The sequence below is a fragment of the Aliiroseovarius sp. S1339 genome (genome assembly GCF_023195695.1).
Lineage (GTDB): Bacteria > Pseudomonadota > Alphaproteobacteria > Rhodobacterales > Rhodobacteraceae > Aliiroseovarius.
This window is the reverse complement of record NZ_JALPQG010000006.1, coordinates 130554-155294: the sequence shown is the minus strand read 5'-3', so window position 1 is coordinate 155294 and position 24741 is coordinate 130554. Positions and strand designations below refer to the sequence as shown.

At 58.6% G+C, this 24741-nt stretch carries 29 protein-coding genes and 1 other RNA gene; 19 read left to right on the top strand and 11 right to left on the bottom strand.

From position 1 onward, the window contains the following. Window positions 1–9: 9 nt before the first annotated feature. Window positions 10–396 (bottom strand): nuclear transport factor 2 family protein, encoded by a 387-nt coding sequence (locus tag MUY35_RS10700; RefSeq protein WP_248367803.1) that lies wholly within the window; start codon window positions 394–396, stop codon window positions 10–12. Window positions 397–435: 39 nt separating this feature from the next. Beyond that, complete coding sequence (locus MUY35_RS10695; RefSeq protein ID WP_248367800.1) at window positions 436–1263, bottom strand: alpha/beta hydrolase; 828 nt, start codon at window positions 1261–1263, stop codon at window positions 436–438. A 38-nt stretch (window positions 1264–1301) separates the two neighbouring features. On the opposite strand from MUY35_RS10695, the gene MUY35_RS10690 reads away from it, so the two are divergent. Next, window positions 1302–1634, top strand: coding sequence for a metalloregulator ArsR/SmtB family transcription factor (locus MUY35_RS10690; protein ID WP_248367798.1), 333 nt, complete (start codon window positions 1302–1304; stop codon window positions 1632–1634). Window positions 1635–1761: 127 nt separating this feature from the next. Here MUY35_RS10690 and MUY35_RS10685 read toward each other — a convergent pair whose 3' ends face one another. Beyond that, on the bottom strand, window positions 1762–2835 hold the full coding sequence (locus tag MUY35_RS10685; RefSeq protein WP_248367796.1) for a YeeE/YedE family protein: 1074 nt from the start codon (window positions 2833–2835) through the stop codon (window positions 1762–1764). A 133-nt stretch (window positions 2836–2968) separates the two neighbouring features. On the opposite strand from MUY35_RS10685, the gene MUY35_RS10680 reads away from it, so the two are divergent. The 5 genes from MUY35_RS10680 (at window position 2969) to MUY35_RS10660 (ending at window position 6938) form a co-directional block, all read left to right on the top strand. Then, window positions 2969–4204: an MFS transporter gene (locus tag MUY35_RS10680; protein WP_248367794.1), complete on the top strand. Its 1236-nt coding sequence runs from the start codon at window positions 2969–2971 to the stop codon at window positions 4202–4204. 103 nt (window positions 4205–4307) lie between these two features. Continuing rightward, on the top strand, window positions 4308–5177 hold the full coding sequence (locus tag MUY35_RS10675; protein ID WP_248367792.1) for a 50S ribosomal protein L11 methyltransferase: 870 nt from the start codon (window positions 4308–4310) through the stop codon (window positions 5175–5177). A gap of 104 nt (window positions 5178–5281) precedes the next feature. Beyond that, a complete protein-coding gene (locus MUY35_RS10670; RefSeq protein ID WP_248367790.1) occupies window positions 5282–5626 on the top strand; it encodes a hypothetical protein in 345 nt (114 codons plus the stop codon). A gap of 230 nt (window positions 5627–5856) precedes the next feature. Continuing rightward, on the top strand, window positions 5857–6180 hold the full coding sequence (locus tag MUY35_RS10665) for a 2Fe-2S iron-sulfur cluster-binding protein (protein WP_248367788.1): 324 nt from the start codon (window positions 5857–5859) through the stop codon (window positions 6178–6180). After that, window positions 6180–6938: a VCBS repeat-containing protein gene (locus MUY35_RS10660; RefSeq protein ID WP_248367786.1), complete on the top strand. Its 759-nt coding sequence runs from the start codon at window positions 6180–6182 to the stop codon at window positions 6936–6938. Before MUY35_RS10665 ends, MUY35_RS10660 begins: the two co-directional genes overlap by 1 nt. A gap of 18 nt (window positions 6939–6956) precedes the next feature. On the opposite strand, the gene purD is transcribed toward MUY35_RS10660, so the two are convergent. Further along, window positions 6957–8219: a phosphoribosylamine--glycine ligase gene (purD, locus tag MUY35_RS10655; protein ID WP_248367784.1), complete on the bottom strand. Its 1263-nt coding sequence runs from the start codon at window positions 8217–8219 to the stop codon at window positions 6957–6959. Window positions 8220–8299: 80 nt separating this feature from the next. On the opposite strand from purD, the gene xseA reads away from it, so the two are divergent. After that, window positions 8300–9808, top strand: a complete 1509-nt coding sequence (gene xseA, locus MUY35_RS10650; RefSeq protein WP_248367781.1) for an exodeoxyribonuclease VII large subunit — start codon at window positions 8300–8302, stop codon at window positions 9806–9808. A gap of 12 nt (window positions 9809–9820) precedes the next feature. Here xseA and MUY35_RS10645 read toward each other — a convergent pair whose 3' ends face one another. Beyond that, window positions 9821–10813: a pseudouridine synthase gene (locus MUY35_RS10645; protein ID WP_248367776.1), complete on the bottom strand. Its 993-nt coding sequence runs from the start codon at window positions 10811–10813 to the stop codon at window positions 9821–9823. Between the two features lie 71 nt (window positions 10814–10884). Between MUY35_RS10645 and MUY35_RS10640 the strand changes: the two genes are divergently transcribed. After that, window positions 10885–11337 carry a nucleoside deaminase gene (locus MUY35_RS10640; RefSeq protein ID WP_247033104.1) on the top strand — a complete coding sequence of 151 codons (453 nt, stop codon included), beginning with the start codon at window positions 10885–10887 and terminating at the stop codon, window positions 11335–11337. A gap of 3 nt (window positions 11338–11340) precedes the next feature. Here the strand turns inward: MUY35_RS10640 and MUY35_RS10635 are convergent, their stop codons facing one another. Then, window positions 11341–12039: a metal-dependent hydrolase gene (locus tag MUY35_RS10635; protein WP_248367773.1), complete on the bottom strand. Its 699-nt coding sequence runs from the start codon at window positions 12037–12039 to the stop codon at window positions 11341–11343. Between the two features lie 149 nt (window positions 12040–12188). Between MUY35_RS10635 and gatC the strand changes: the two genes are divergently transcribed. The 6 genes from gatC (at window position 12189) to rpmG (ending at window position 16150) form a co-directional block, all read left to right on the top strand. Beyond that, a complete protein-coding gene (gene gatC / locus MUY35_RS10630) occupies window positions 12189–12476 on the top strand; it encodes an Asp-tRNA(Asn)/Glu-tRNA(Gln) amidotransferase subunit GatC (protein ID WP_248367770.1) in 288 nt (95 codons plus the stop codon). Then, window positions 12476–13957, top strand: coding sequence for an Asp-tRNA(Asn)/Glu-tRNA(Gln) amidotransferase subunit GatA (gatA, locus tag MUY35_RS10625; RefSeq protein ID WP_248367768.1), 1482 nt, complete (start codon window positions 12476–12478; stop codon window positions 13955–13957). The genes gatC and gatA overlap by 1 nt, the downstream gene beginning before the upstream one ends. Window positions 13958–13999: 42 nt before the next feature. After that, window positions 14000–14737, top strand: a complete 738-nt coding sequence (locus tag MUY35_RS10620) for a hypothetical protein (protein ID WP_248367766.1) — start codon at window positions 14000–14002, stop codon at window positions 14735–14737. Then, window positions 14738–15424 carry an N-acetylmuramoyl-L-alanine amidase gene (locus MUY35_RS10615; protein ID WP_248367764.1) on the top strand — a complete coding sequence of 229 codons (687 nt, stop codon included), beginning with the start codon at window positions 14738–14740 and terminating at the stop codon, window positions 15422–15424. A gap of 12 nt (window positions 15425–15436) precedes the next feature. Further along, window positions 15437–15827, top strand: an RNA gene (gene rnpB / locus MUY35_RS10610) — RNase P RNA component class A. 155 nt (window positions 15828–15982) lie between these two features. Continuing rightward, on the top strand, window positions 15983–16150 hold the full coding sequence (rpmG, locus tag MUY35_RS10605; protein WP_008034579.1) for a 50S ribosomal protein L33: 168 nt from the start codon (window positions 15983–15985) through the stop codon (window positions 16148–16150). Window positions 16151–16208: 58 nt separating this feature from the next. Here the strand turns inward: rpmG and MUY35_RS10600 are convergent, their stop codons facing one another. The 3 genes from MUY35_RS10600 to MUY35_RS10590 form a co-directional block, all read right to left on the bottom strand. Beyond that, window positions 16209–16910 (bottom strand): SGNH/GDSL hydrolase family protein, encoded by a 702-nt coding sequence (locus tag MUY35_RS10600; RefSeq protein ID WP_248367762.1) that lies wholly within the window; start codon window positions 16908–16910, stop codon window positions 16209–16211. Between the two features lie 65 nt (window positions 16911–16975). Then, on the bottom strand, window positions 16976–17749 hold the full coding sequence (locus MUY35_RS10595; protein WP_248367760.1) for a Bax inhibitor-1/YccA family protein: 774 nt from the start codon (window positions 17747–17749) through the stop codon (window positions 16976–16978). A 121-nt stretch (window positions 17750–17870) separates the two neighbouring features. Further along, the gene (locus MUY35_RS10590; protein ID WP_248367758.1) at window positions 17871–18080 is read right to left on the bottom strand and encodes a hypothetical protein; all 210 of its coding nucleotides are present in this window, start codon (window positions 18078–18080) and stop codon (window positions 17871–17873) included. Between the two features lie 124 nt (window positions 18081–18204). On the opposite strand from MUY35_RS10590, the gene MUY35_RS10585 reads away from it, so the two are divergent. After that, window positions 18205–19059 (top strand): LysR family transcriptional regulator, encoded by an 855-nt coding sequence (locus MUY35_RS10585; RefSeq protein WP_248367755.1) that lies wholly within the window; start codon window positions 18205–18207, stop codon window positions 19057–19059. On the opposite strand, the gene MUY35_RS10580 is transcribed toward MUY35_RS10585, so the two are convergent. Beyond that, a complete protein-coding gene (locus MUY35_RS10580) occupies window positions 19056–20027 on the bottom strand; it encodes an NADPH:quinone oxidoreductase family protein (protein ID WP_248367753.1) in 972 nt (323 codons plus the stop codon). The two genes, MUY35_RS10585 and MUY35_RS10580, sit on opposite strands and share 4 nt — an antisense overlap. Before the next feature lie 317 nt (window positions 20028–20344). On the opposite strand from MUY35_RS10580, the gene MUY35_RS10575 reads away from it, so the two are divergent. The 4 genes from MUY35_RS10575 to MUY35_RS10560 all read left to right on the top strand — a co-directional run bounded on the left by MUY35_RS10575 (window position 20345) and on the right by MUY35_RS10560 (window position 23456). Further along, window positions 20345–20713 (top strand): helix-turn-helix transcriptional regulator, encoded by a 369-nt coding sequence (locus MUY35_RS10575; RefSeq protein ID WP_248367751.1) that lies wholly within the window; start codon window positions 20345–20347, stop codon window positions 20711–20713. A gap of 69 nt (window positions 20714–20782) precedes the next feature. Then, entirely contained in the window at window positions 20783–21589 is an 807-nt protein-coding gene (hisN, locus tag MUY35_RS10570; protein WP_248368209.1) for a histidinol-phosphatase, read from the top strand. Window positions 21590–21697: 108 nt separating this feature from the next. Continuing rightward, on the top strand, window positions 21698–23029 hold the full coding sequence (locus MUY35_RS10565; protein ID WP_248367740.1) for an 8-oxoguanine deaminase: 1332 nt from the start codon (window positions 21698–21700) through the stop codon (window positions 23027–23029). 115 nt (window positions 23030–23144) lie between these two features. After that, window positions 23145–23456 (top strand): 5-aminolevulinate synthase, encoded by a 312-nt coding sequence (locus MUY35_RS10560; RefSeq protein WP_248367738.1) that lies wholly within the window; start codon window positions 23145–23147, stop codon window positions 23454–23456. On the opposite strand, the gene guaD is transcribed toward MUY35_RS10560, so the two are convergent. Next, window positions 23446–24732, bottom strand: a complete 1287-nt coding sequence (gene guaD, locus MUY35_RS10555) for a guanine deaminase (RefSeq protein WP_248367736.1) — start codon at window positions 24730–24732, stop codon at window positions 23446–23448. The two genes, MUY35_RS10560 and guaD, sit on opposite strands and share 11 nt — an antisense overlap. Window positions 24733–24741: the final 9 nt, after the last annotated feature.

Genomic DNA, 24741 nt, shown 5'->3' with positions numbered 1-24741 from the left:
GGTTGCCGATTAGATTTCGCCAACCGTCGTCTCAAGGTGCCAAATTTTGGAAACGATTCTCCAGCCTTCGGCGCCTTTCACAAAACCAAGATGATCAAGGTAGACGTTCTTGCGCGCTCTGATACGTAATTTCACTACCGCACTCACGTTTGACAACCAATCAACGAACAAGATTTCGCTGTCAGGATCCTGCCCCAAGTTGGCGGGGGAGGTTGGTTCAAGCTCACCAATATCGTGGATAAAGATATCACTTGGCTCTGCAAAAATGTCGCCTTTTTCACCGTCGAAGAGCGATGCCTTCGGGTGGAATGCTCTGTTGAGTTTCACCGTGTCGCAATGGAAAAGGCCATCAATATAGCATTGCACCATTTCGAATAACTCGGGGTCGCGCATCATAGATTTACTCCTTCGCACACCATTTTTTGGGTCTGCAATTCAGCTAGGGTTGTTAGTTCCAATTTGACTTAAGATCGCGGCGACAATTGCCTCTGGCCGGTCCTCTTGGACCAGATGACCTGCTCCCTTGATTGGTGTGCAGGATTTGTCCGAGATCAACGCAGCCAATGCGTCTCCTTTTTCAGAGGGTATCCACGTGTCTTCATCGCCCCACAGGACATGCACCGGGCAATCCAGCTGGCAGTATTGGCGTTCGACCTCATCTGTATGCGCTTGGTCCATTTGAGCGATCTGCCGGTAGAACGCTGGTTGCCCCACTGCTCCAACCCAAGGCCTGCTGTAGATTTCAATGGTCTCATCCGACAACATGGTATGTGCTGCGGTCTGCAAATAGGCCGCCAAAAGCGCACGGTGCATGTAACCAGGCATACCTGCAAAAGCGGCTTGATGTTGCCGAACATGCTGGACGAACGGCGATCCCCAAGGGGCCAGCGCCACAGCATTAAAAATCGTCAAAGACCCAAAGCGTAGCCCATTTAAAAAGTAGGCACGTAACGCCGTTGCACCCCCAAAATCATGCGCAACAACATCTGGTCGATCGAGGCCCCATTCATTGCACAACGCAGTCAGTAGACGGTTTTGCACACCAAGCGATACGTCCTGGCCATCTTTCTGTTCCGACAGCCCGTAGCCTAAAAGGTCATAGAAGTAGACGGACCGCGTACCTTTCAGGTGCGGTAAAATCCTGCGCCATACTTGAGACGAAAACGGCGTGCCATGAATGAGGACAAGCGGTGGACCAGCCCCTAACCGTCCCCACCTGACGGCGCTCCCCTCGAAGTAAAATGTTTCAGGTAGTACAAGCATTTTTTCAGAATCACATTGTCATTTAGCTAAGTAACGATATGATGAAGATCATGGATAGATCAATGCAAATAAAAGCGATGGCCAGTGAGGTCCGAATGCAGGTTTTGCGGCTTCTGTCTGAGCCCAATAGACACTTTGGCCACCAATGGTCTGCCGATGCCGTTGAATTTGGCGTTTGTATGACGATGATCGCGGAAGAACTTGGTGTGGCGCAACCAACCGCAAGCAAGCATTTAGATATTCTTAAGCAGGCGGGCTTCATCACCGTTCGAAGACATCAGAAATGGTCTTATTGCAAACGGGATGAAGAGGCTATCTCGGATTACTTAGCTTGGCTCCACTGCGAGCTTTCGCAGCCAATTGAAGGCTGACCGAAGTGGCTCAGGTTCGCACAAACCTATTGGGGGTGAAACATAAAGCTGTCGTTCGGGCAAAGTGCAGCATTCGGTACTATGGGCTCAAAGCCGACGTTCGATTGTTTACCGCATTATCAACACATCACTGCGCCGGTAGCGCTGCACCTCTGCCTTTGGACTGATCCACCAACGCGTCGGTCACCACCGCACCAATCCACATGCACAATAGCGCCAACCATGCGGTGGCGACGAAGATTGACCCTCCGGTCACGCCAGCCCCGATGGCACAGCCGCCAGCGAGCATTGCGCCAAACCCCATCAGGACGGCACCGAACATTGAGCGACGCATGATGGCCTCATTCTCAAACCCTTGGAATTCGAAGTCACCGGCAAACCAACTGGCGGCGAAAGCGCCAATGACGACGCCCGGCACAAGGCCCACGTCAAATTCAAGCACGGGATCGGGGATCAGAAAGAACATTAACGTGTTGGCAGAAGGACCCGAGAACGTGGCCGATGTGACCGTCACCGGCTCAAACGCGGCCAAGGACAGCTGATAGGTCAGCACCCAACCCAACGCGACGGAAAATCCGACTCCCGAGGCGAACACCAGCCGTTTGGACCCCATGCCCGCTCGCTGCGCGATGTAGATTGCGAGGATGGCTGTCAAAGCGCCAAGCGCCAGACCTGACCATTCCGGAACGCCGACTGCGGTCAGAAGGTTCACGTTTACCCCGCCATCGGTCATCCACAGGCGGGCAAGATAGTCGCGGGTGGGCGATAGCCAGCCATGCAGGCTCATCTGTGCCACCACGGCGAAGATCAGGCCAGAGACCACAGACCGCAAGTTTCCCGTCGCGGCCAGAACCAGCAACCGCCCCGAACAGCCCCGCGCCAACACCATGCCGACGCCGAACAAAAGCCCGCCAATGACGGCGCCCGACCAGCTGCCGGTCACAGCCATCATCCGTGCATCTTCGGGTCGCATCAGGCCCAGAAGCGACGCGCCCTGAACCCAGACCAGCGCGGTCGAGAACGTCAGAAGCCACACAGCCACAGAACTGTCCATCATCCGGCGGGCGAACTCGACCGTAGCGGCGCGCAGGCAGAAGCGCGACCGCTGGGCTGCCACGCCAAAGACAATACCAGTGATAAGCCCGAACAACGCGGCAGTTGGTTCTTCGCCTATGCGGTCAATCAGGGGGACGATGTCCATGCGGGCTCCTTTAATTGCGGGGCATTTTGCCGTGTTGGGGGCATGCGCACCTTGACATATATCATAAACACATCTGATTTGGCGAATGCGTTTTGATCTCGCCAAGGATCAGAAAGGGGCGTAATGCGGGGCGATGAGACACCAGATCCTAACCCTTGACCAGGCGCGCAGCTTGCCGTTCTGGCGTCGCCCCATCTTTCTTTTGATGTTGATGGCGGCGGGGATGCCGATTGCATTTTTCACCTGGTCGGCCCTTTTAAACAACTTCGTGATCGAGGCCGCAGGCTTCACCGGGGTCGAAATTGGCTGGCTGCATACCGTGCGCGAGATACCGGGGTTCCTGGCCATCGGTGTTATCGCCCTTTTGATGCTGTTTCGCGAACAGGTGTTGGGGATCGTGGCGCTTGGCATGCTGGGCGCGGCCACCGCGATAACCGCGTGGTTTCCCAGCTTCGGCGGCATCCTGACCATCACCATGCTGTCGTCCATCGGGTTCCACTATTTCGAGACAGTGAACCAGTCGCTTCAATTGCAATGGATCGACAAGAAACGCGCGCCGCAGATGCTGGGGTGGATCATGTCCATCGGTTCGGCTGCAGCGTTGGTCAGCTATGGGCTGCTTGTTCTGACGTGGAAAACTTTCGATCTGAGCTATAATCTTGTCTACATGATCGCTGGCGGCACGACGCTGGCCATCGCGGTGTTTTGTTTCTTTGCCTATCCGCAGTTTGAAAGCCCCGAGCCGCAACTGAAGCAGTTTGTGCTGCGGCGTCGCTATTGGCTGTATTATGCGCTGCAATTCATGTCCGGTGCGCGGCGCCAGATTTTCACGGTGTTTGCCGCCTTCATGATGGTCGAACGCTTCGGGTTCGAGGTGCACGAGGTCACGGCGCTGTTCCTGATCAACTATGTCGCCAACATTTTCTTTGCGCCGCTGATGGGTAAAGCCGTTGCGAAATGGGGTGAGCGGCGCGCGTTGGTGTTTGAATACACCGGGCTGATCTGCGTGTTCCTAGCCTATGGCGGGATTTATTACTTCAGTTGGGGCGTGGCCCTCGCGTCGGCTCTTTATGTGCTGGACCACTTATTTTTTGCGCTGGCCTTTGCGCTGAAAACCTATTTCCAGAAAATTGCGGACCCGCAAGATATCGCGCCGACCGCAGCGGTGGCGTTCACCATCAACCACATCGCGGCTGTCTTCCTGCCGGCGTTGCTGGGCTATCTATGGGTTGTGTCGCCGGGGGCGGTTTTCGGGCTGGCTTCGGCGATGGCGTGCATTTCTCTGACCCTGTCGCTTCTAATTCCGCGCCACCCAGAGAAGGGAAACGAGACGGTGTTTTCGGGCCCACTTCCGCAGATCGCACGATAGGTCGCCAAAAAACACGACCGAGCAAGCTGTTGCCAAACCCTGAATCGGTTGACCCGACAAGTGCCGCTCGCTAGGCCGTGTCTGATATCTGAAAGGATGCTTCATGCCCACCTGGACCGCTCTCACCACTCTGGAAGGTCAAGACGCAGCCGATGCGCTTGGCGCCGCAATGGAAAGCCTGACACCGGAACCCACGGGTATCGGCGTGTTCGAAATCGAGGATGGCAGCGGGATGTGGGAAGTTGGAGGATACTTCGTCGAAAAACCCGACACAGCCGGATTGGCGCTGCTGTCCACCCTGCACAAAGCGAAAGACTTTACCGTATCGCAACTGCCCGAGGTCGATTGGGTCGCCCATGTTCGGCGCGAATTGTCACCCGTTGAGGCAGGCCGCTTCTTCGTACATGGCAGCCACGACGCGGATCAGGTGCCGGATGGCAAGATTGCGTTGCTGATCGAGGCGGCGATGGCCTTCGGCACCGGCCATCACGGCACCACACTGGGTTGCCTGCAAGCGCTGGATAATTTGGCCGATCAGGGATTTGTCGGCAAAAACGTGGTCGATATTGGCTGTGGAACCGCCGTTCTGGCGATGGCCGCTGCGCGTATCTGGCCCAATCCGGTTCTGGCCAGCGATATCGACGAGGTTGCAGTAGATGTTGCCAAAGTAAATGTAGCTGCCAATCATCTTGATGAACGGGTCCATTGCGTCGAGGCTGCGGGCTTCAATGCCCCCGATTTGCAGGCTGCCGCCCCGTTCGACCTTGTCTTCGCAAACATCCTGAAAGGCCCGCTGATCGGCCTTGCTCCGGATATGGCGACAAACCTTTCAACCAAAGGTTATGCGATTCTGTCGGGCATTTTGAACCCACAGGCGGACGAGGTGATCTCTGTTTATGCCGAAAACGGGATCAATCTGGTCGAACGCACCGAGATTGTTGACTGGACAACGCTAGTTCTTCAAAAAGAATAGCTTTTTTGTCCCAAAATTCGACAGATTCCTAGCCACAAACACTTTTTTGCCATATTCTGAAGTGGGTGTATTTGAGTTTTTTATTTTGAGGGAGGGTACTGACAGTGACTGATGCACAAGTTCATGACTTTCAAAAAAGGGTGCGGGGAATTAGTCGCCAGCACCGCCGCTTGTCACAAGGCTATGTTCAACTGGTTGAACGTGATGGGCTGTTGGTGCCCACCAGACGCCAGATGCGGCGCGGGTTTCCGATCAAGGGGCTGATGATAACACTGATCGGCTTCATGGTGTTCAAGGCATTTCTGTTCAGCCAAGTCGGGGCGGTGAATTACACCGACCGCGTGCAGACCTTGGCCAAAGGGTCGACGATTGAACAGGCAGGCGCATGGATCATGCAGGACGATCCGGTGACGATTGCCATTGCCGAGCTGATCACCAACCCGTTCTGATTGGGCATTTTCCAAACGGATACAATCACCACCAGGCAAAGACGATGGCTAACCCGCAGCGAAGAGACGTTGCCGGGTCGCTTTCGTGTGCAGAACTGCCCTCCGGCGGTGTTAGGTCCACACAGCGTCACGTTTTTTTAGCGTCCTTTCTGCGCCCGACCTCGTAAATCCCCTTTGCCTCGCCTATCTGCCTTGTCTAAAAAGACGCGAGCATGAATTGGAGAGGCCAGATGGCAAAGATTACCTATATCGAGCACAACGGAAAACAGCACGTCGTAGAGGTTGCAAACGGTCTGTCCGTCATGGAAGGCGCGCGCGACAATAACATCCCGGGGATCGAGGCGGATTGCGGCGGCGCTTGCGCCTGTTCGACCTGCCACGTCTATGTGGATGCGGCTTGGGTTGAGAAAGTCCCGGCCAAGGATGCGATGGAAGAAGATATGCTCGATTTCGCCTATGAGCCCGACGCAGAACGCTCGCGTCTGACCTGTCAGCTAAAGGTGACCGAAGATCTGGATGGTCTTGTCGTTCATATGCCTGAAAAACAAATCTGATGGTATCGGGCGCGCCGCGTCTGCCTTCGTTCTTGTTGCGACCAGTCACGCGCGGCGCTGTGCATCTGTTGTGCATGGTGGCGGTGCTTTGCGGCGCGACTGCCGCGTTGGGGCAGACCATCACTGACGCCCGTTATACAGAGCCGACGGATCGCTATGCGCACGGCGTGCTTGGCGATGCGATTGAATGGGGCGCAATAGAGCTCTCGCTTTCATCAGGCGAGCGAAAGTTGATCCGTTTACCGGATCACATGGTGTTTGAAGACCTTGCCCCGCGTTTGCATGACCTCGATCAAGACGGTGATCGAGAAGTCATTGTGGTTCTGACCCATGCAGACAAGGGCGCCGCATTGGCTGTGTTTGATGAAAATGGACTGGTCGCGCAGACCGATCATATCGGGCAGCGCAACCGTTGGCTTGCACCTGCGGGGGTTGGGGACTTCTTGCGGGATAAGCGGCAGTTGATCGCCTATGTGGATCGACCCCATCTGAAAAAGGAACTGAAAATTGTCGTGCTGGAAGGTGATCGGTTGATCGAACTTGCCTCGGTCCCCAACCTGACCAATCACCGTATCGGTGATGATTTCATCATAGGCGGAGTGCGCAACTGCGGTGATGGCGATATGATCGTCACTTTGTCGGGAGACCTGAAATACGTGACCAACACGCGGACCAGCGCCGGCGGACATATCATCACGCGGGTCGCGCAATTCCACGATCTTGAATCGTTTGATCCGGTTATGGGCTGTGAATACTAAGCGATTGTGTCGCGCAACCTATAGCGCCCGCCACCCAATATCTGACCGATTAAACCCGCCCGGCCAATCAATCTTGTCGATCATCGCATAAGCACGGTCGCGGGCCTCTTGCAGGCTGTCGCCGCGTGCGGTGATATTCAGAACGCGCCCGCCGGTGGCTGTGATCTTGCCGTCCACTTCGGTGGTGCCCGCATGGAAGATCATATTTTTCGAGTCTTCCGGCAGATCGTTCAACCCGTTGATGATTGACCCTTTCTGGTAAGCGCCGGGATAGCCATTGGCTGCCATCACCACGGTGATCGCATGATCATCCGCCCAGTTCACTTGGGCCTCATCCAGCCGCCCCTCGGCACAGGCCAGCATCAGGTCCAACGCCTGCGCGCCCAGCCGCATCATCAGGACCTGACATTCCGGGTCACCAAAGCGCGCGTTGTATTCGACCAGCCGTGCCTGCCTGTCCTTGATCATGAACCCCGCATAAAGCACCCCTTGATAGGGTGTGCCACGCTTGGCCATTTCGGCCACGGTGGGTTCAATGATCTCGCGCATGGCGCGGGCGGCAATGTCGTCTGTCAGAACGGGGGCAGGGGAATAGGCACCCATGCCGCCGGTGTTCAGCCCTGTGTCGCCATCGCCCACGCGTTTGTGGTCTTGGGCCGTGCCGATGGGCAGGGCGGTCTTGCCGTCGCAGAGGATGAAGTAAGATGCCTCTTCGCCCTCCATGAATTCTTCGATCACGACTTCCGCGCCAGCCCCGCCAAATGCGCCGCCGAACATGTCGTCGATGGCGTCCAGCGCCGTCTGCTCGTCCATCGCGACGATCACGCCTTTGCCGGCTGCCAGACCGTCAGCCTTGACGACAATCGGTGCGCCCTGTTCGCGAATATAGGCCTTGGCGGCATCTGCGTCGGTGAAATGACCATAGGCAGCGGTTGGCGCGCCCGCGGCATCGCAGACCTCTTTCGTGAAGGACTTGGATGCCTCAAGCTTCGCGGCCTCGGCTGAGGGGCCGAAGACACTGACGCCCGCCTCGCGCAGACGGTCGGCCACGCCTTTGGCCAAGGGCGCTTCCGGCCCGATGATCACGAAATCAATGGTGTTTTGCTGCGCAAAGGTCACCACCGCGTCACCGTCTTCGATGTCCAGCGATGCACACTCCGCGATCTGCGCCATGCCTGCATTTCCGGGGGCCACGATCAGCCGGTCGCATTTCGGGTTTTGCATCACAGCCCACGCCAGCGCATGTTCACGCCCGCCGCTGCCCAGAATAAGGATGTTCATGGCTCTTCCCCCGCTTGGCCTTCTGTCATCGGCGTTCTAAGGTCGGGGCGCTGAAATCACAAGGAAAGAGACACCGGCCCATGTCCGACCTGATCGACGATCCACAGCCCGGCGAAAACGCACCGGAGTTCACCGTCTCGGAAATCTCCGGCGCGCTGAAGAAAACAATCGAGGGGGCATTTGGGCGTGTCCGCGTGCGGGGCGAAGTTGGGCGGGTCATGCTGGCGCGGTCCGGTCATCTGTATTTCGACGTGAAGGACGACCGATCTGTTCTGGCGGCTGTTAGCTGGAAAGGTCAGGTCAGCCGCCTGTCGATCAAGCCCGAAGAAGGCATGGAGGTCATCGTCACCGGCAAGCTGACCACTTTTGGCAGCCAGTCGAAATACCAGTTGAACGTCGATGATGTCGTCGTCGCGGGCGAAGGCGCGTTGATGGCAATGTTGGAAAAGCGCAAGAAAACGCTGGCGGCAGAGGGACTTTTCGCGCCCGAACGCAAGAAAAAGCTGCCTTTCCTGCCCGAAGTGATTGGCGTTGTCACATCACCGTCCGGTGCGGTGATCCGCGATATCTTGCACCGCCTGCGGGACCGTTTCCCGCGCAAAGTGCTGATCTGGCCCGTCGCCGTGCAGGGCGAGGCGTGTGCGCCTCAGGTCGCCGCTGCGATCGAGGGGTTCAACCGCATGCAACCGGGTGGCGCGCTGCCGCGTCCTGACCTGCTGATCGTTGCGCGCGGTGGTGGCTCGATCGAGGATCTGTGGGGCTTCAACGAGGAAATCGTCGCCCGCGCCGCTGCTGCGTCGGATATTCCCCTGATCTCGGCGGTGGGGCACGAAACGGACACGACCCTGATCGACTTCGTCTCGGACCTGCGCGCACCCACGCCAACGGCGGCCGCGGAACACGCCGTGCCGGTTCGCATGGAGCTGCTGGCTTGGACCGAGGAGCAGGGCACCCGACTGACACGCTCACTGGAGCAAGCATTGACGCAACGCGGCCAGCGCCTGCGCGACCTGTCGCGTGCCTTGCCGCGCCCCGAGGCGCTGTTGGACAACCCGCGCCAGCGGCTCGACACGGCCAGCCACAAACTGCCCTCAGCCCTGCGTCATGTTGCACAATCCGGTCGCGTGAAGCTGACAGAGGCGTCCGCAGGTCTGCGCCCGCGCGTTCTGACCGCTCGACTGGCCCCGATGCGGGACCGGCTAAACATGGCAGGCGCACGCTTGGACCCCGACCGCATCACAGACGCCAACAAACGCCGAACGGTTGAGATCACCGGACTGTCTGCGCGATTGGATCGGGCCTTCTTGGCAAATACAAAGCGGCACGAGGATCGGCTGACCAGCCTTGAACGAATGCGCCAAACGCTGGGCTATACCGAGACGTTGAAGCGTGGGTATGCGGTTGTGCGGGGCGACGGAGATGTGGTGACCAGCCAAGCCGCTGCCGCAAAAGCCAAAGCGCTTGAGATCGAGTTCGCGGATGGTCGATTGGCGCTGGATGGGGCAGGGACATCGGCGGTGAAGCCGATCAAACCTGCAACAAAGCCCAAGCCCAAAAAGGACGCCCCCGATCAAGGATCGCTGTTCTAGCCGGTAACCATGCTACTTGTTGCGCGAACCGGGACGACCCTGGGGCTTGCCGCCCGGACCTTTGCCGCCGGGGCCTTTTCCCGCTGGACGTTGACCTGGTTTCCCTCCGGGCCGCCCACCTTTGAATGCAGGCTTGGCCCCCGGTTTGCTTCCATGCTTGCCACGCGGGATCTCTTTGCGCGTCCGCACGGGCGCCGGCTTTGCGTCTTCCATCCCAAGCTGGTCGCGCACAACGCGTTGGCGGATTTCCTCCACCTCTCCGGGTTTCAATTCGCCCAGTTGGAAAGGGCCGTAGCTGACGCGCAGCAGACGGTTGACGGTCAGCCCGACCGCTTCCATCGCGCGGCGCACCTCGCGGTTCTTCCCTTCGCGGAGGGTCACGGTCAGCCACGCGTTCGCGCCTTGTTGCCGGTCCAGCGACACGGCCATCGGCTGGAACCGCTCGCCATCAATCGTCAAACCCTTGCGCACCGGCGCCAGTGTGTCCTCGGTGGGTCGCCCGTTCACCCGCACGCGGTATTTGCGTGACCACCCGGTCGAGGGTAGTTCCAGCTTGCGCTTCACCTCGCCATCGTTGGTCAGAAGCAGCAGGCCTTCGGAATTGATGTCGAGCCGCCCGACGCTGACCACGCGGGGCAGGTCGTCGGGCAGGTTTTTGAATACCGTGTCGCGCCCCTTCTCATCCCGCTCGGTCGTCACCAGGCCAATGGGTTTGTAATACAACCACATGCGCGGCGGTTCCGGTTCTGCCAAAGGGGCTTCGTCAAACAGGATCGTGTCCTTGGCGGTGACGTTCAGCGCGGGGCTGTCGATCACTTTTCCGTTCACGGTTACGCGGCCCGCTTCGATCATCCGTTCAGCCTCGCGACGGCTGGCGACACCGGCGCGGGCCAGCACCTTGGCGATGCGGTCGCCTTTGGACGGATCAGCCGTCGCGGCGTCCGGCTTTTTCGGGGCGGGCTTGCGGGCCGATTTGGAAACGGGGGGGCGTTTTTTGTCTGTCATGCCTTCGCATAGCGCGGGGCGGGGCAAAGGGGAAGCCTTGGCAAGCGGTCGGCGCCAAGGCAAAAGGGGGCATGAGCCGTTTTAAAAGCCATATGGATGCCGCAATGGCAGAAGCCCGTGCTGCCGCCGCGCGCGGTGAGGTGCCCGTGGGAGCGGTGCTGGTGTCGCCGGACGGCAAGGTGATCGCTGCGGCAGGCAACCGGACGCGCGAGTTGAACGACCCTACGGCCCACGCCGAAGTGTTGGTGATCCGCGAAGGCTGCGCTCAGGCCGGGTCGGAACGGTTGCCTGACCACGACCTTTACGTGACGCTGGAGCCTTGCGCGATGTGTGCGACCGCCATGTCGGCTGCGCGCATCCGGCGGGTCTATTACGGCGCGGCGGACCCGAAATCAGGCGGCGTGGCACATGGCGCGCGCATCTTCACGCATTCGCAATGCCACCATGTGCCCGAAGTCTATGATGGCATAGGCGCAGATGAGGCAGAACAGATCTTGAAGGACTTCTTCGCGTCCCGGCGCTGATCCTTAGATCGTTATCGGCTTCAGAACCTCTGGTTCAATCACATTCACGTCGGGCAGTGCAGCGACCAATTCATCAGCGGACTGCGCCAGAACGGGGAAGGTCTTGTAGTGGCAGGGAATCACGGTCTTGAAATCGAAGTACCGTTTTGTCGCGTAGGCCACCCGCGCCATATCCATCGTGTAATGCCCACCCGCGCACAGGATACCGATATCGGGTTTGTGCAGATCGCCCATCCACTCCATATCCGCCATGATGTCGGTGTCGCCGGACAGATAGATCACGTGACCTTCGCCTGCGATCATGAACCCGACCTCAGCGCCTGCGCAGAGTGGCCGATCGCCGCCCAGATAATCGAAACTGGCGGAATGTGAGGCATTCACCATGGTGACTTTCGCACCGTTCAGGTCGATCGTGCCGCCTTTGCCAAAGCCCAGCGTCTCGATCCCATCTTCGTTGCCCCAGAAAGTGGCAAGCTCGTGGATGGCCGCAATCGGAATGCCCTTCTCGCGCGCGATGGCCAAAGTGGAAGACGCGTGGTCGCCATGTCCGTGGGTGATCAGGATGTGAGTCGCGCCAGCGGTGGCCTCGTCCCGGCGACCCTCTGGAAACATCGGGTTGCCATCCAGCCATGGGTCAACCAGCAACACCGCGCCTTCAATCTCGATCCGAAACCCCGAATGGCCAAGAAATGTGATTTGCATGGAAAGCCTCCGTTTTCATCGTTTGGGGTCAGATTAACAGCAAAACCGCCTCTGTCACCTGCGGGACGGCGTCACATCCCGCGCACATGGCTTGCGGGCGGGCCATGCGCGCGCTAAACGATCTGGCGAAACACACACGGGAGCCACCCATGTCAATCGACATCGAAACCGCGCGCAAGGTTGCGCATCTGGCCCGCATCAAGGTGGAAGAAGACCGCCTGCCGGAGCTTGCCGAAAACTTCAACGCGATCCTCGGCTTTATCGAGCAGTTGAACGAGGTGGATGTGAGTGGCGTGGAGCCAATGACGTCGGTCACGCCGATGCGCCTGAAACGTCGCGAAGACGTGGTGACGGATGGCAATATGCCCGAGAAAATCCTGGCCAATGCACCGGATGCGCGCGAGGGCTTCTTTGCCGTGCCGAAGGTGGTGGAATAATGGCTGACCTGAACAAACTGACAATCGCAGATGCCCGTGACGCGATGCGCAAGGGCGATCTGACCTCGGCGGAACTGACCGAGGCATGTCTGACCGAGATCGAAGGCGCAGGCGCGCTGGGCGCGTTTGTGCATAACACCCCCGATCTGGCACGCGCGCAGGCCAAGGCGGCGGACGAACGCATCAAAGCGGGCGACGCACCTGATATGTGCGGCATTCCGTTGGGCATTAAAGATCTGTTCTGCACCAAGGGCGTGGCGTCGCAGGCGGGCAGCCGCATTCTTGAAGGCTTCGTCCCCGAATACGAATCGACCGTTAGCCAGAACCTGCTGGACAATGGCACCGTCATGCTGGGCAAGCTGAACATGGACGAGTTCGCGATGGGCTCGTCGAACGAAACGAGCGTGTATGGCAACGCCGTGAATCCGTGGAAAATCGACGACCGCAAACTGACACCGGGCGGGTCGTCCGGCGGGTCGGCGTCCGCTGTGGCCGCTAACCTTTGTCTAGCTGCCACCGGCACCGACACGGGCGGCTCGATCCGTCAGCCCGCCGCTTTCACCGGTATCACCGGGATCAAGCCCACCTATGGGCGTTGCTCGCGCTGGGGAGTCGTGGCGTTTGCCTCCTCGCTCGATCAAGCCGGGCCGATGACCAAATCGGTGCGCGACGCGGCGATCATGCTGGAGGCCATGTGCGGCCATGACCCAAAGGATTCGACCAGCGCAGACCTGCCGGTGCCGAATTTCGAGGCCATGCTGACCGGCGACATCAAGGGCAAGAAAATCGGTATCCCCAAGGAATACCGCATGGACGGAATGCCAGATGAGATCGAAGCGCTGTGGTCCACTGGGGCCGACATGCTGCGCGATGCAGGGGCCGAGATCGTCGATATCTCGCTGCCGCACACGAAATACGCGTTGCCTGCCTATTACGTGATTGCACCTGCCGAGGCGTCATCGAACCTCGCCCGTTATGACGGCGTGCGATACGGCCACCGCGCCAAGCTCGCGGCGGGTGATGGCATCACCGAGATGTATGAAAAGACCCGCGCTGAAGGGTTCGGCGACGAGGTGCAACGCCGCGTGATGGTTGGCACCTACGTGCTGTCGGCGGGCTTTTATGACGCCTATTACAACCGCGCCCGCAAGGTCCGCGCGTTGATCAAGAAGGACTTCGACGATGTGTTCGCGCAAGGCATCGACGCCATCCTGACACCTGCCACGCCGTCTGCCGCGTTTGGGTTGGGCGAGATGGAAAACGCTGACCCGGTGAAGATGTATCTGAACGATGTGTTTACCGTGACGGTGAACCTTGCCGGGCTGCCGGGGATTTCGGTACCCGCTGGACTGGACGCGCAGGGCTTGCCGCTTGGGCTACAACTGATCGGACGCCCGTGGGAAGAGGGCGACTTGCTGAATATCGCTCACGAGGTCGAGGCACGCGCAGGATTTGTGGCAAAGCCCCAGAAATGGTGGTAATCCGAGCGGGTTAACCAATCGGACTGCGAGAAAGAGGGTTCTATGCGGTATCTTATGGGTTTTGTCGCCATTGCGTCGCTTGCGGCCTGTACCAGCACTGTGCGCGACAGTCGGTCGCCATCCAATGTGGCACCACCCGTTGATCCGGTGTCGGGCGAGCCACTGTCGGCACTGATCGAAGGAAGTTCGGTCACCAGCCAGTCGTTGGATAGCGCTGACGGCACATCTGGCGCGCCCGGTATCTCGGACGAACAGGATTTCAGTGCGGTGGCGTCCCGTGAAAGCATCGAAAGCGATGCCCAACGGTTGGAAAGTTATCAGGCGGCTTATTCTCAGGCCGATCCTGTGGCTGTGCCTGAACGCCCCAGTGACAGCTCGGTGTCCGTCGTGGAATATGCGCTTTCAACCAACAATATAGTGGGCCAGTCGGTCTATTCCCGCTCGGCCTTGTCTGGAACCGCGCGGGCAGATCGCAACTGCGCACGTTACACATCGGCCGACTTCGCGCAAATCGCGTTTCTTGAGGCTGGCGGCCCGAAACGCGACAAGCTGGGTCTGGACCCGGATGGCGATGGCTTCGCCTGTGGCTGGAACCCAGCGTCCTTCCGCACGGCCCGTGGCGCCGCTGCGAATGAGGTTGTGACCGAAGATTCCGGCATCAGCAAAGCTGACCTGGAGGCAGTGGGTATCACCACTGACAATCAACCCGCGATTGGCGATCCGGTTCCCCTTCCTGGAGATACCCTCAACATCTCGGGCGAGACTGTCGCGGGCGAATAAATGCAGATCACGCGCCGCCCGTCGCCCAATTTCGGCCCGCGCCGGGATGGGCTTACGCCATCGCTGATCGTTTTACACTATACCGCGATGCCCAACCCGGACGAGGCGCTTGATCGCCTCCGCTCGCCGGAACACGAAGTCTCCGCGCACTATCTGATACACCGCGACGGGCGGGTGTTTCTGCTTGTCGATGAAGATATGCGGGCATGGCATGCGGGGGCGGGCACATGGCGTGGGCAGTGCGACATCAACTCACGTTCGATTGGGATTGAGCTGGACAATGACGGGGCCTCACCGTTCAGCGAACCACAGCTGACACAACTTGACAGATTGCTGCCGGACATCATGGCGCGTTGGTCGATCGGACCTGAGGGCGTCATCGGACACAGCGATATGGCCCCTGCCCGTAAGACCGACCCCGGGCGACGGTTTCCATGGACCCGACTGGCCCGCCAAAATCTGGCAATATGGCCCGCCGCTGCTGAGGTCACGCCGGACGAGGCGACTTTTCTGCGCCATGCCGTCGCCTTCGGGTATCCGATTGATGCCGGGTGCGCCGCTGTGCTTGACGCCTTGCGCCAACGGTTTCGTCCCTGGGCGTCCGGTCGACTGGATGCTCGCGATATGGGGATCATCACCGATCTTGCCGCACGCTTGCCCGTTGACCCGCCCGCACCCAGCACCTAAGTGGAATGATGCGCGGATGGCTGGATGACCGCGGGTGACTGTGGGGGCTTGCCCCTGTTGTGACGCGAGGAAAGTCCGGACTCCACAAGGCAACGGTGCCGGGTAACGCCCGGCCGGGGAAACCCGAGGGAAAGCGCCACAGAGAAGAGACGGCCCGCGCATGTCGCGGGCCACGGTGAAACGGTGGGGTAAGAGCCCACCGCGCGCTTGGCAACAAGGGCGGCACGGCAAGCCCCACCGGGAGCAATGCCTAATAGGGATCTTGCGGGGGCAACCCCAGGGCTGTCTTGGCTCAAAGGTCCGGGTTGGCAGCTTGAGCCTGTTGGCAACAACAGGCCTAGAGGAATGGTCATCCACGGTGGCAACACCTGGACAGAATCCGGCTTACAGGCCATCCGCGCATAGATTTCTTGGCCGTAAACTGGGCTGTTCGCGCAGCCGTCGCCAACCCGTGCGAAAAACCCATTTGGCTGTTGACTCGGGGGCCAATGGCGCTAAAAGGCGGGTTCCAGAGATTTACCCGGGCGGGGTGCGCCCACCCGATGAGGAGCTGATGACATGGCGAAGCCGACCACTATCAAAATCCGCCTGAACTCGACTGCGGATACTGGCCACTTCTATGTGACCAAGAAAAACGCTCGCACCATGACCGAGAAAATGGTTGTGAAGAAATACGACCCGGTTGTGCGCAAGCACGTTGAGTATAAAGAAGGCAAGATCAAGTAAGCTTGATCCCTTTCGACTTTTGAATGGGCCGTGCCGTTGGGCGCGGCCTTTTCGTTTGTCAGCTTGTCTGTTCGTGCTGGATTTGTCTGAACACCGCATCTGCAAAATGACGGTAAGCGGTGGGGCCGGGGTGAAACCCGTCAGGCGCCATGATTTCTGGTTTCAGTGACATGTCGAAAGGCATGTATTCGACGCCTAATGACTGGGCCTGCCGCATCAGGGCTGCATCAAACCGCTGGGCTTGTCGGCCCAACACAAGACGCAGCGGGCTGGGCAGCAGGGGAAAATCACCCAAGGGCGGGATGCCGGTGACCAGCACGCGTTTGGCACCGTGGTCCTGTTGCAGCCGTGAATAAAGCTGTGCCCGCCGATCCAAAAGCCTGCGCAGTGGGCCTTGTCGCGTGACGTCGTTGACGCCCAATACCACAAGTGCAATGTCCAATGTGCCCAACCCCTCGGGCCAACTTGCCAGCGTGGATCGGGTCGTCGCCCCCGTTTTGGCATGCAAGGACCAGTCGAGTGTGTAATGCGCGGCCAATAGATCTGTCAGGTGACCTGACAAAGCGTCGGTCTGGTGGGTGGCGCCGACACCGGCGGCGGACGAATCCCCGATAATGGCTAGGCGAAGGGGTCGCCCATCACCTATCTGACCGGCGCGTGGTCCGGGCGGCTCTGGCAGGCTGGCCGCCGTCTTGCGCACGCGCAGGGCTTGCGCCAAAAGCACGGGCGAAAGGGCGATTTTCAGAATGCGATCGGCCATGGTCACCTTCCAAAAAAAGGGCCGGTCACTAAGGACCGGCCCCGTTATTCTGATATCAGTCCGGGTTATTCACGATTGCCCAAGAACTGCAGCAGGAACATGAACAGGTTGATGAAGTCCAGATACAGGTTCAGCGCACCCATAATCGCGGATTTCGCCAACCATTCGCTGTCCATAGACTGGGCGTGCTGGATATAGTCGTTCTTGATTTTCTGCGTGTCATACGCCGTCAGGCCAGCAAAAATCAGCACACCGATCACAGAGATCGCGAAGTGCATCATCGTGCTGCCGATGAAGATGTTGACGATCGATGCGACGATCAGGCCAATCAGACCCATGATCAGGAAGGCACCCATCGGGCCAAGATCGCGCTTGGTGGTGTAGCCATAAAGGCTAAGCCCAGCAAATGCGATTGAGGTGATCAGGAACGTTTGCACGATTGACACACCGGTAAAGACCAGAAAGATCGAGCTGATCGACAGACCCATCAGCACGGCAAATGCATAGAAAAACAGCTGCGCGCCAGCGGCGGACAAACGGTTGATGGCCGCGCCGAAGGCAAACACCATGGCAAGTGGGGCGAACATAACGACCCATTTCAGCGGCGACATATAGATCGCTTGACCAAGCCCGGTCAGGTATTGACCTTCGCGGATCGCAGCCGTTGCGCCAGTGGGATCGGTGGTCACAGCAAGACCAGCGATGGCCCAACTGGCCAAAGCGGTGATCAAAAGGCCCACGGACATCAAGCCATAGACCTTGTTCATATGGGCGCGAAGCCCTTCGTCGATCGCGGCACGGGTGCCTACACCTGTGCGAACCGTATCAAATTCAGCCATTTAGACCTCCAGAAAAACCACATTCGGCGGGTCCAAACAGAAACCGCCCTTGGCTTTAATATCGGCAAGGGCGGGATGTATTTCAAGAGCAATAGAGCATGTTGGGCCGTCAGAACGCCGATTAATGCCAATGTGCCGGAATATCCCAGACCGGGCGGCTGGCTTCGCGCTGTGCATCACGATAGCTCAGGCCAATATCTGACAGTCGGGTAGCGTCCAATTTGGCCAGCGCACGGCGCTCTCGGTGGGTTTCCCAAGCATGAACCAGCCAGGACAATGGCGAGATCAAGCGCTTTGTGGTGGGGGTATTGGTACAGATTGCTGCTGACATCTCGTCTCTCCTTCGCTGAATCTTATGATTGATAGTAGTTGCATCAAATTTCGTGATGTTTATGCTGGTTCAGGAATGATAAGTAAAATGAATGTTTTTGTGCAGACACATCAAAAGGATTGATATGCCGCGAAATCTTGATCTGACAGCCTTGCGCAGTTTTGTCACCGTAGCGGATTCCGGCGGCGTGACACGGGCGGCTGGGTTGTTGCACCTTACCCAATCAGCTGTGTCGATGCAGCTTAAACGGCTTGAAGAAAGTCTGGGGCGCACGCTTCTGGATCGGTCGGGTCGCGGTGTGTCCCTGACCGCCGAAGGCGAGCAACTATTGGGCTATGCCCGCCGGATGATGCGGTTGAACGATGAAGTGTATTCGCGCCTGACCGACCAAGCCTATGAAGGCGAGATTGTTCTGGGCGTGCCGTCCGACGTCGTTTATCCGGCGATCCCCACGGTGCTGAAACAGTTTCACGCAGAATATCCGCGCATGCGCGTGCAACTCATTTCATCTTACACAAGACGGCTTAAGTCCATGTTCGCGCGGGGTGAATGCGACATCACCCTGACCACCGAGGAAGAAAAGGATGCAGGTGCTGAAACCTTGACCGCCCTGCCGTTGGTGTGGGTGGGCGCTCCGAATGGTCAAGCGTGGCGTTCACGCCCGCTTCGCCTTGGGTTTGAGCGAAACTGCATTTTTCGCAAAGGGGTTCAAAAGGCATTGGACGCGGCGAACATTCAGTGGGAAATGGGGGTCGATGGCGATTCGACCCGCACGATCGAGGCGTCCTTGTCAGCCGATCTGGCCGTCCACGCAGTGATCGAAGGCACGGTTCAGCCGTTTCTTGAACAGATTGACCACGGTGGGGCCTTGCCCGAATTGGCTGTCACCCGCGTCAACATGTATGCGGCGAACAGCGCGGGCGGGCAGGCGATGCAGGATCTATTGTCGATGATCCGTCAGGCCTTTCACGACCTTTAGGATGCGGGGCCCATGGTCACCACGACCTTTCCGGTCGATTTGCGGTGGCGCAACAGGTCCAGGGCTTCACCTGCGCGCTCAAGCGGCAGGCTGTGGCTGACATGGGGTTTGATCTTGCCGTCTCCGTACCACGCAAGCAACTGGCGCAGGCTGTCGGTTAGAACCTCGGGACGGAAGGTCAGATAGCCGCCCCAATACAAGCCAATCAGTGTGATGTTCTTCACCAGCATGTGGTTTGGGCGCACCTCGGGCAGGTCGCCGCTGGCAAATCCGATCAACAGGATGCGGGCTTCCGGATTGCACGCGCGGAAAGCGGCATTGAACTGTGCGCCCCCGATTGCGTCATAAACCACGTCAGCGCCGCCAAGGGCCTTGATCTCGTCGCGGATATCCTGCGTGTCGGTGTCGATCAGATGGTCCGCCCCGGCGCGGCGACAGACCTCAAGCTTGTCGGCCCCCCGCGCGCAGGCGATGACGCGCGCGCCCATGATCTTGCCGATTTCCACGGCGGTCAGACCGACTCCGCCCGCAGCTCCCAGCACGACCAAGGTTTCACCGGGTTGCAGGCGCGCCTTGTGGTCCAGCGCAACATGGCTGGTGCCATAGGCGATCTGGAAGGCGGCGGCGTCCTGAAAGCTCATGTTATCTGGAAGGGGCAAGCAGCGTGCCGCATCAAAGACCCCGTGCTCGGCTAAACCATCGCGGCCAGAGAAGATGACCACGCGCGTTCCCGGCGCCGGGCCGTCAGTGTCGGGACCAAGCGCGGAGATGACGCCCGCAGGCTCCATCCCCAGTGAAAAGGGGGGCGTTGGAGTATCCTGATACCTGCCTTGCGACATCAACAGATCGGCGAAATTCAATCCACAGGCGCGAATGTCGACCAAGGCCTGACCTTGTGCTGGCGTGGGGACGGCGACGTCGGCCAATTGGGCTGGCTGGTCGAAATTTGTGACTTGAAAGGTTTTCATAACGCCTCCTTTTGACCGATCCATAGGCGGTTCTGACCAGAAAATCGAGCAAGATAGTAGAGAATCAATCGCTCGCCTCAACGTTGTGGAGTTGCAAAATGCAAAACTTATTGCTAATCTCCCTGTGCGTGTGCCGCCGCATTGCCTACTTTCGTATTGGTGGAGGCCCAAAAAACGCAGTTTGAAGTGGTTATAGTGTTGTTATTAATTAGTTTTTCATTCTCTGTGGCGAAGCTAACCAAAAAGACAGGTTGAGCGAACTCGCCGTCACGTGATCAGTGGTTCCGTAATACAATCTAGTAACGAGGAGTGGTTAAATGAAACATCCGGTGGATGTCCATGTTGGTAAAAGGGTCCGTCATCGCCGTTGGATGGTGGGGATGACGCAGCAGCAGTTGGCTGAAAAAGTTGGGATCAAATTCCAGCAGATCCAGAAGTATGAAACAGGTATGAACCGCGTCTCGGCATCCAGGCTTTGGGATATTGCGGCAGCACTTTCCGTGCCGGTCAGTTTCTTTTTCGAAGGTTTGGAAAGCAAACCCGATGCGGATACGCAAAATGCCCTGCCCGGTGACATTCTGCAGGATAAGGAAGCGCTGGAACTGGTGCGCAGTTATTATGCCATTCCCGACAATCAACGCCGCCGGCTGTTCGAACTGGCCCGTGTTCTGTCTGACGTCGCATAAGCTTGACGCAAGACCGGTTGCCCTGCTACCGCGCATTTAACTTGCTGCGGAGGCGTGACAGTGACCGATCTGGACAAAGACACGAAACAAGAATTGTTGCGCGCAGCAGAAGCCTTGGCTGATGCGGCGCGCAAAGCCGTTTTACCCTATTTCCGCGCCGATAATCTGACAGCAGACAACAAGCTTGCCGAAGGGTTTGATCCGGTGACTGAAGGCGATCGCGCCGCCGAACGCGCGATGCGCGAAGTTTTGGCCCGGTTGCGCCCGCAAGACGCCATTCATGGTGAAGAATTTGGCCGAACGACTGGCGAAAGCGGCCTGACATGGGTGCTTGATCCGATCGACGGCACGCGCGCTTTTTTGTCGGGAACGCCCACTTGGGGTGTTCTGATTGCGGTCGGCGACGACCACGGCCCCCAGCTTGGCATTATTGACCAACCCTACATCGGCGAACGCTTTATCGGCGGCTTCGGCGAGGCACGCGTTGACGGGCCGCACGGGTCCCGGCCACTGAAAACATGCGCGCCGCGTGATCTGTCCGAGGCGATCTTGTTCACCACCTTTCCGGAGGTTGGCACGGCGGACGAAGGGCGGGCGTTCCACAAGCTTTCCCAGCAGGTTAAACTGACCCGATATGGGATGGACTGCTATGCTTATGCGCTTGTGGCCGCCGGGCAGATCGACTTGGTCGTCGAGGCGGGATTGCAGGCCTATGACATTCAGGGTCCGATGGCAGTGATAGAAGCTGCAGGCGGCGTCGTCACCAATTGGGAAGGCGGTCCAGTGCATCAGGGCGGTCGCGCCGTCGCGGCGGCTAATCCCCAAATACATGCGGCCGCATTGCAGGCGCTAGTCCAAGCTGAGGTCGCTTCTTAAGACTGTTGTGCGACCGCTAATGCTCGTGGCAGACTGACTGCGCGCGAGTCCTTTGCCCTTTCTGTCGTCGCCAAGTTTGTCTCACCGAAATGGGCGGAAGGAGACAGCATGGAATATCTAATTAGCAATGCGAAGACCGTTTTGACAATGGATGATGATAGCCGCGAGCTGTCGTCAACAGACATTCGGATCACCGATGGTGTGATCACCGAGATCGGCGCGGGCTTGGAACAACGAGGTGAAGTCATCGACGCCACCCGTGCCGTGGTGACGCCGGGCCTCGTGAACACGCACCACCATCTCTATCAGACATTAACGCGGGCCGTGCCGGGTGGGCAGGATGCGCTGTTGTTCGGCTGGCTTCAGACGCTCTATCCGATCTGGTCGCGGTTTGGCCCGGATGAAATGCGGGTGTCCGCGATGGTCGGGCTGGCCGAACTGGCCTTGTCCGGCTGCACCATGAGCTCTGATCACCTGTATCTTTATCCCAACGGCGCCCGGCTTGAGGACACGATCGAAGGCGCGCGCGAGGTTGGCCTGCGGTTTCACCCCACACGCGGCGCGATGTCGATTGGTGAAAGCGATGGCGGCCTGCCACCTGACGCGCTGGTCGAAAAGGAAAGCAAGATACTTGAGGATTGCATCCGTGTGATTGACGCCTTCCACGACCCGTCCGAGGGCGCGATGCTGCGCATCGGTGTGGCACCATGTTCGCCCTTTTCTGTCAGTCGTGACCTGATGCGGGACGCCGCACTGCTGGCGCGCGACAAAGGCGTGATGATGCACACTCACTTGGCTGAGAATGACGAAGATATCGCCTATAGTCAGGCGCAGTTTGGCTGTCGCCCCGGTCAATATGCCGAAGAACTCGGCTGGGTCGGGGACGATGTTTGGCACGCCCATTGCGTAAAACTGGATGGGGCTGAGATTGATTTATTTGCACATACGCGCACGGGTGTGGCCCATTGCCCCTGTTCAAATTGCCGACTTGGATCTGGGATCGCGCCTGTGCGCCAAATGCGGGACGCGGGCGTTAAGGTTGGGTTGGGCGTTGACGGATCAGCCTCGAACGATGCTGGCAGCCTGATGGACGAAGCGCGCCATGCCATGTTGCTGCAACGCGTTGCCTTTGGGGCCGACAAGATGAGCGCGCGCGAGGTGTTGCGCATCGCCACCCGTGGCGGGGCCGAGGTTTTGGGGCGTCACGATTGCGGGCAAATCGCCGTGGGAAAACGCGCTGATATTGCGATTTGGGACGTGTCCGGGTTGGAAAGCGCGGGCAGTTGGGATCCAGCGGCTCTGGTCTTGGCAGGTCCGCGTCGGGTCCGCGACCTGTTTGTCGAAGGGCGACAGGTCGTGCGGGCAGGGCAGATTACAACGATTGATTTACCGCGTGTGATCGAGGATCAGAATCTGCTGGCGGCGCGGCTTCGCGATTAGGGTGCTGACAGGGGCATTTTGAGGAAGCGGCAAAATCTGTTAATGTAAGGTTTATTTTAAACCTCTCACATGCGGATATTACCGCAGGAAGGATGGGTCCCCCATGCTTTCCGTAATGAGTGACAAAACATTTTTAGCACTGGCTGCGGCGCTTGGTTACGGCGTCTCGACCGTTTTGATGAAACATTTTTCGTATGGTTTCGCACTGTTACCGCTTGCGCTTCTTGTCGCCGTTCTGGCGGGCACTGTTGTGTCCGAAGTGCTGTTGTTAAGGCAGGTCGAGCTTGGGCTGGCCTATATCGCGATCATCGCCACCGAATCCCTTCTGGTGCTGGCCTATGCCTTCGTCATTGGCGAAGGCCTGTCACGGCAGGAAATGGCCGGAGCGGTATTTGTTCTGTTCGGCGTGGCCCTGGTCAGCTTTTAAGACATTTGCCGTTGGTCCAGACGGCTTTGATCGCCCGATCATCACCCATCATAATGGTGGGGAAGATCGCTTGCCAAATATCCCCGGCGCGCGCTGTGCGCTGGGCGATGGCTGGTGTCGAAGCCAGGTCGATCACCGCAAGGTCTGCTTCGGTTCCCGGTGCAAGAGTGCCGATCTTGTCGTGCATGCGGATCGCACGCGCCGATCCTTCGGTTGCCAGCCACCACAGCTGCGCCGGGTGCAGTGGATGGCCGCTCAACTGGCCCACCTCATAAGCTGCCGCCATTGTGCGCAGCATGGAAAAGGACGACCCTCCGCCCGTATCGGTCGCAAGGCCGATACGGTGCCCCTGTTCCATCAAACCATCCATATCAAACAGCCCAGAGCCGATGAACATGTTCGAGGTCGGGCAGTGGATCAAGCTGGCGTCCACTTCGCGAATGCGGTCGCGTTCGCGGTCGGTCAGGTGGATGGCGTGCCCCAGAAGCGCGCCGGGACCCAAAAGACCAAAGCGTTCGTAGACGTCCAGATAGTCTTTCGCATCCGGGAACAGGTCGGCGACCCACGCGATTTCTTCATGCTGTTCGCTGATATGGGTTTGCATCAGAAGGTCAGGGTTTTCCGCCCACAAAGCGCCAAGCGCCTCCAACTGCTCGGGCGTTGATGTCGGCGCAAACCGCGGCGTGATCACGTAAGACAAGCGATCCTGTCCGTGCCAACGCTCAAGCAGCGCCTTGCTGTCGTCATAGGCGCTTTGGGCCGTGTCTTGCAGGTTGTCCGGCGCGTTGCGATCCATGCAGGTCTTGCCGCCCAGAACCCGTAATCCACGCTTTGAAGCCGCCGTGAAATAGGCCTCGACGCTTTCGGGGTGGATGGTGCAATAGCTGACCGTGGTCGTGGTGCCGGACGCGGTGACAAGGTCGAAATAGGTCTCGGCGATTTCGGTTGCATGGTTCGCGTCGCCAAACCGGCTTTCTTCGGGAAAGGTATAGCTGTTCAACCAGTCGATCAGCCGCTTGCCCCAAGAGGCGATAATGGCCGTCTGCGGATAGTGAACATGGGCGTCGACAAAGCCGGGCGAAATCAACGCATCACCATAGTTCGTAATGCGTGCTTGCGGATATTTAGCCCGCAGATTGTCTGCCGTCCCGATATCCGCAATCTTGCCATTTTCGATCACCAGGCCACCGCACCGTTCATGCTTAACGCAGTCCGCCAACGGTCGCTTGAACGGGTCCGCCGAAAAACTGATCGTCTGTCCCAGAAGAAGGTCCATTTCTTGCCT

Coding starts and splice junctions, on each gene's coding strand:
- MUY35_RS10700 (WP_248367803.1), bottom strand. CDS start 396: ATGATGCGCGACCCCGAGTTATTCGAAATGGTGCAATGCTATATTGAT.
- MUY35_RS10695 (WP_248367800.1), bottom strand. CDS start 1,263: ATGCTTGTACTACCTGAAACATTTTACTTCGAGGGGAGCGCCGTCAGG.
- MUY35_RS10690 (WP_248367798.1), top strand. CDS start 1,302: ATGATGAAGATCATGGATAGATCAATGCAAATAAAAGCGATGGCCAGT.
- MUY35_RS10685 (WP_248367796.1), bottom strand. CDS start 2,835: ATGGACATCGTCCCCCTGATTGACCGCATAGGCGAAGAACCAACTGCC.
- MUY35_RS10680 (WP_248367794.1), top strand. CDS start 2,969: ATGAGACACCAGATCCTAACCCTTGACCAGGCGCGCAGCTTGCCGTTC.
- MUY35_RS10675 (WP_248367792.1), top strand. CDS start 4,308: ATGCCCACCTGGACCGCTCTCACCACTCTGGAAGGTCAAGACGCAGCC.
- MUY35_RS10665 (WP_248367788.1), top strand. CDS start 5,857: ATGGCAAAGATTACCTATATCGAGCACAACGGAAAACAGCACGTCGTA.
- MUY35_RS10660 (WP_248367786.1), top strand. CDS start 6,180: ATGGTATCGGGCGCGCCGCGTCTGCCTTCGTTCTTGTTGCGACCAGTC.
- purD (WP_248367784.1), bottom strand. CDS start 8,219: ATGAACATCCTTATTCTGGGCAGCGGCGGGCGTGAACATGCGCTGGCG.
- xseA (WP_248367781.1), top strand. CDS start 8,300: ATGTCCGACCTGATCGACGATCCACAGCCCGGCGAAAACGCACCGGAG.
- MUY35_RS10645 (WP_248367776.1), bottom strand. CDS start 10,813: ATGACAGACAAAAAACGCCCCCCCGTTTCCAAATCGGCCCGCAAGCCC.
- MUY35_RS10640 (WP_247033104.1), top strand. CDS start 10,885: ATGAGCCGTTTTAAAAGCCATATGGATGCCGCAATGGCAGAAGCCCGT.
- MUY35_RS10635 (WP_248367773.1), bottom strand. CDS start 12,039: ATGCAAATCACATTTCTTGGCCATTCGGGGTTTCGGATCGAGATTGAA.
- gatC (WP_248367770.1), top strand. CDS start 12,189: ATGTCAATCGACATCGAAACCGCGCGCAAGGTTGCGCATCTGGCCCGC.
- gatA (WP_248367768.1), top strand. CDS start 12,476: ATGGCTGACCTGAACAAACTGACAATCGCAGATGCCCGTGACGCGATG.
- MUY35_RS10620 (WP_248367766.1), top strand. CDS start 14,000: ATGCGGTATCTTATGGGTTTTGTCGCCATTGCGTCGCTTGCGGCCTGT.
- MUY35_RS10615 (WP_248367764.1), top strand. CDS start 14,738: ATGCAGATCACGCGCCGCCCGTCGCCCAATTTCGGCCCGCGCCGGGAT.
- rpmG (WP_008034579.1), top strand. CDS start 15,983: ATGGCGAAGCCGACCACTATCAAAATCCGCCTGAACTCGACTGCGGAT.
- MUY35_RS10600 (WP_248367762.1), bottom strand. CDS start 16,910: ATGGCCGATCGCATTCTGAAAATCGCCCTTTCGCCCGTGCTTTTGGCG.
- MUY35_RS10595 (WP_248367760.1), bottom strand. CDS start 17,749: ATGGCTGAATTTGATACGGTTCGCACAGGTGTAGGCACCCGTGCCGCG.
- MUY35_RS10590 (WP_248367758.1), bottom strand. CDS start 18,080: ATGTCAGCAGCAATCTGTACCAATACCCCCACCACAAAGCGCTTGATC.
- MUY35_RS10585 (WP_248367755.1), top strand. CDS start 18,205: ATGCCGCGAAATCTTGATCTGACAGCCTTGCGCAGTTTTGTCACCGTA.
- MUY35_RS10580 (WP_248367753.1), bottom strand. CDS start 20,027: ATGAAAACCTTTCAAGTCACAAATTTCGACCAGCCAGCCCAATTGGCC.
- MUY35_RS10575 (WP_248367751.1), top strand. CDS start 20,345: ATGAAACATCCGGTGGATGTCCATGTTGGTAAAAGGGTCCGTCATCGC.
- MUY35_RS10565 (WP_248367740.1), top strand. CDS start 21,698: ATGGAATATCTAATTAGCAATGCGAAGACCGTTTTGACAATGGATGAT.
- MUY35_RS10560 (WP_248367738.1), top strand. CDS start 23,145: ATGAGTGACAAAACATTTTTAGCACTGGCTGCGGCGCTTGGTTACGGC.
- guaD (WP_248367736.1), bottom strand. CDS start 24,732: ATGGACCTTCTTCTGGGACAGACGATCAGTTTTTCGGCGGACCCGTTC.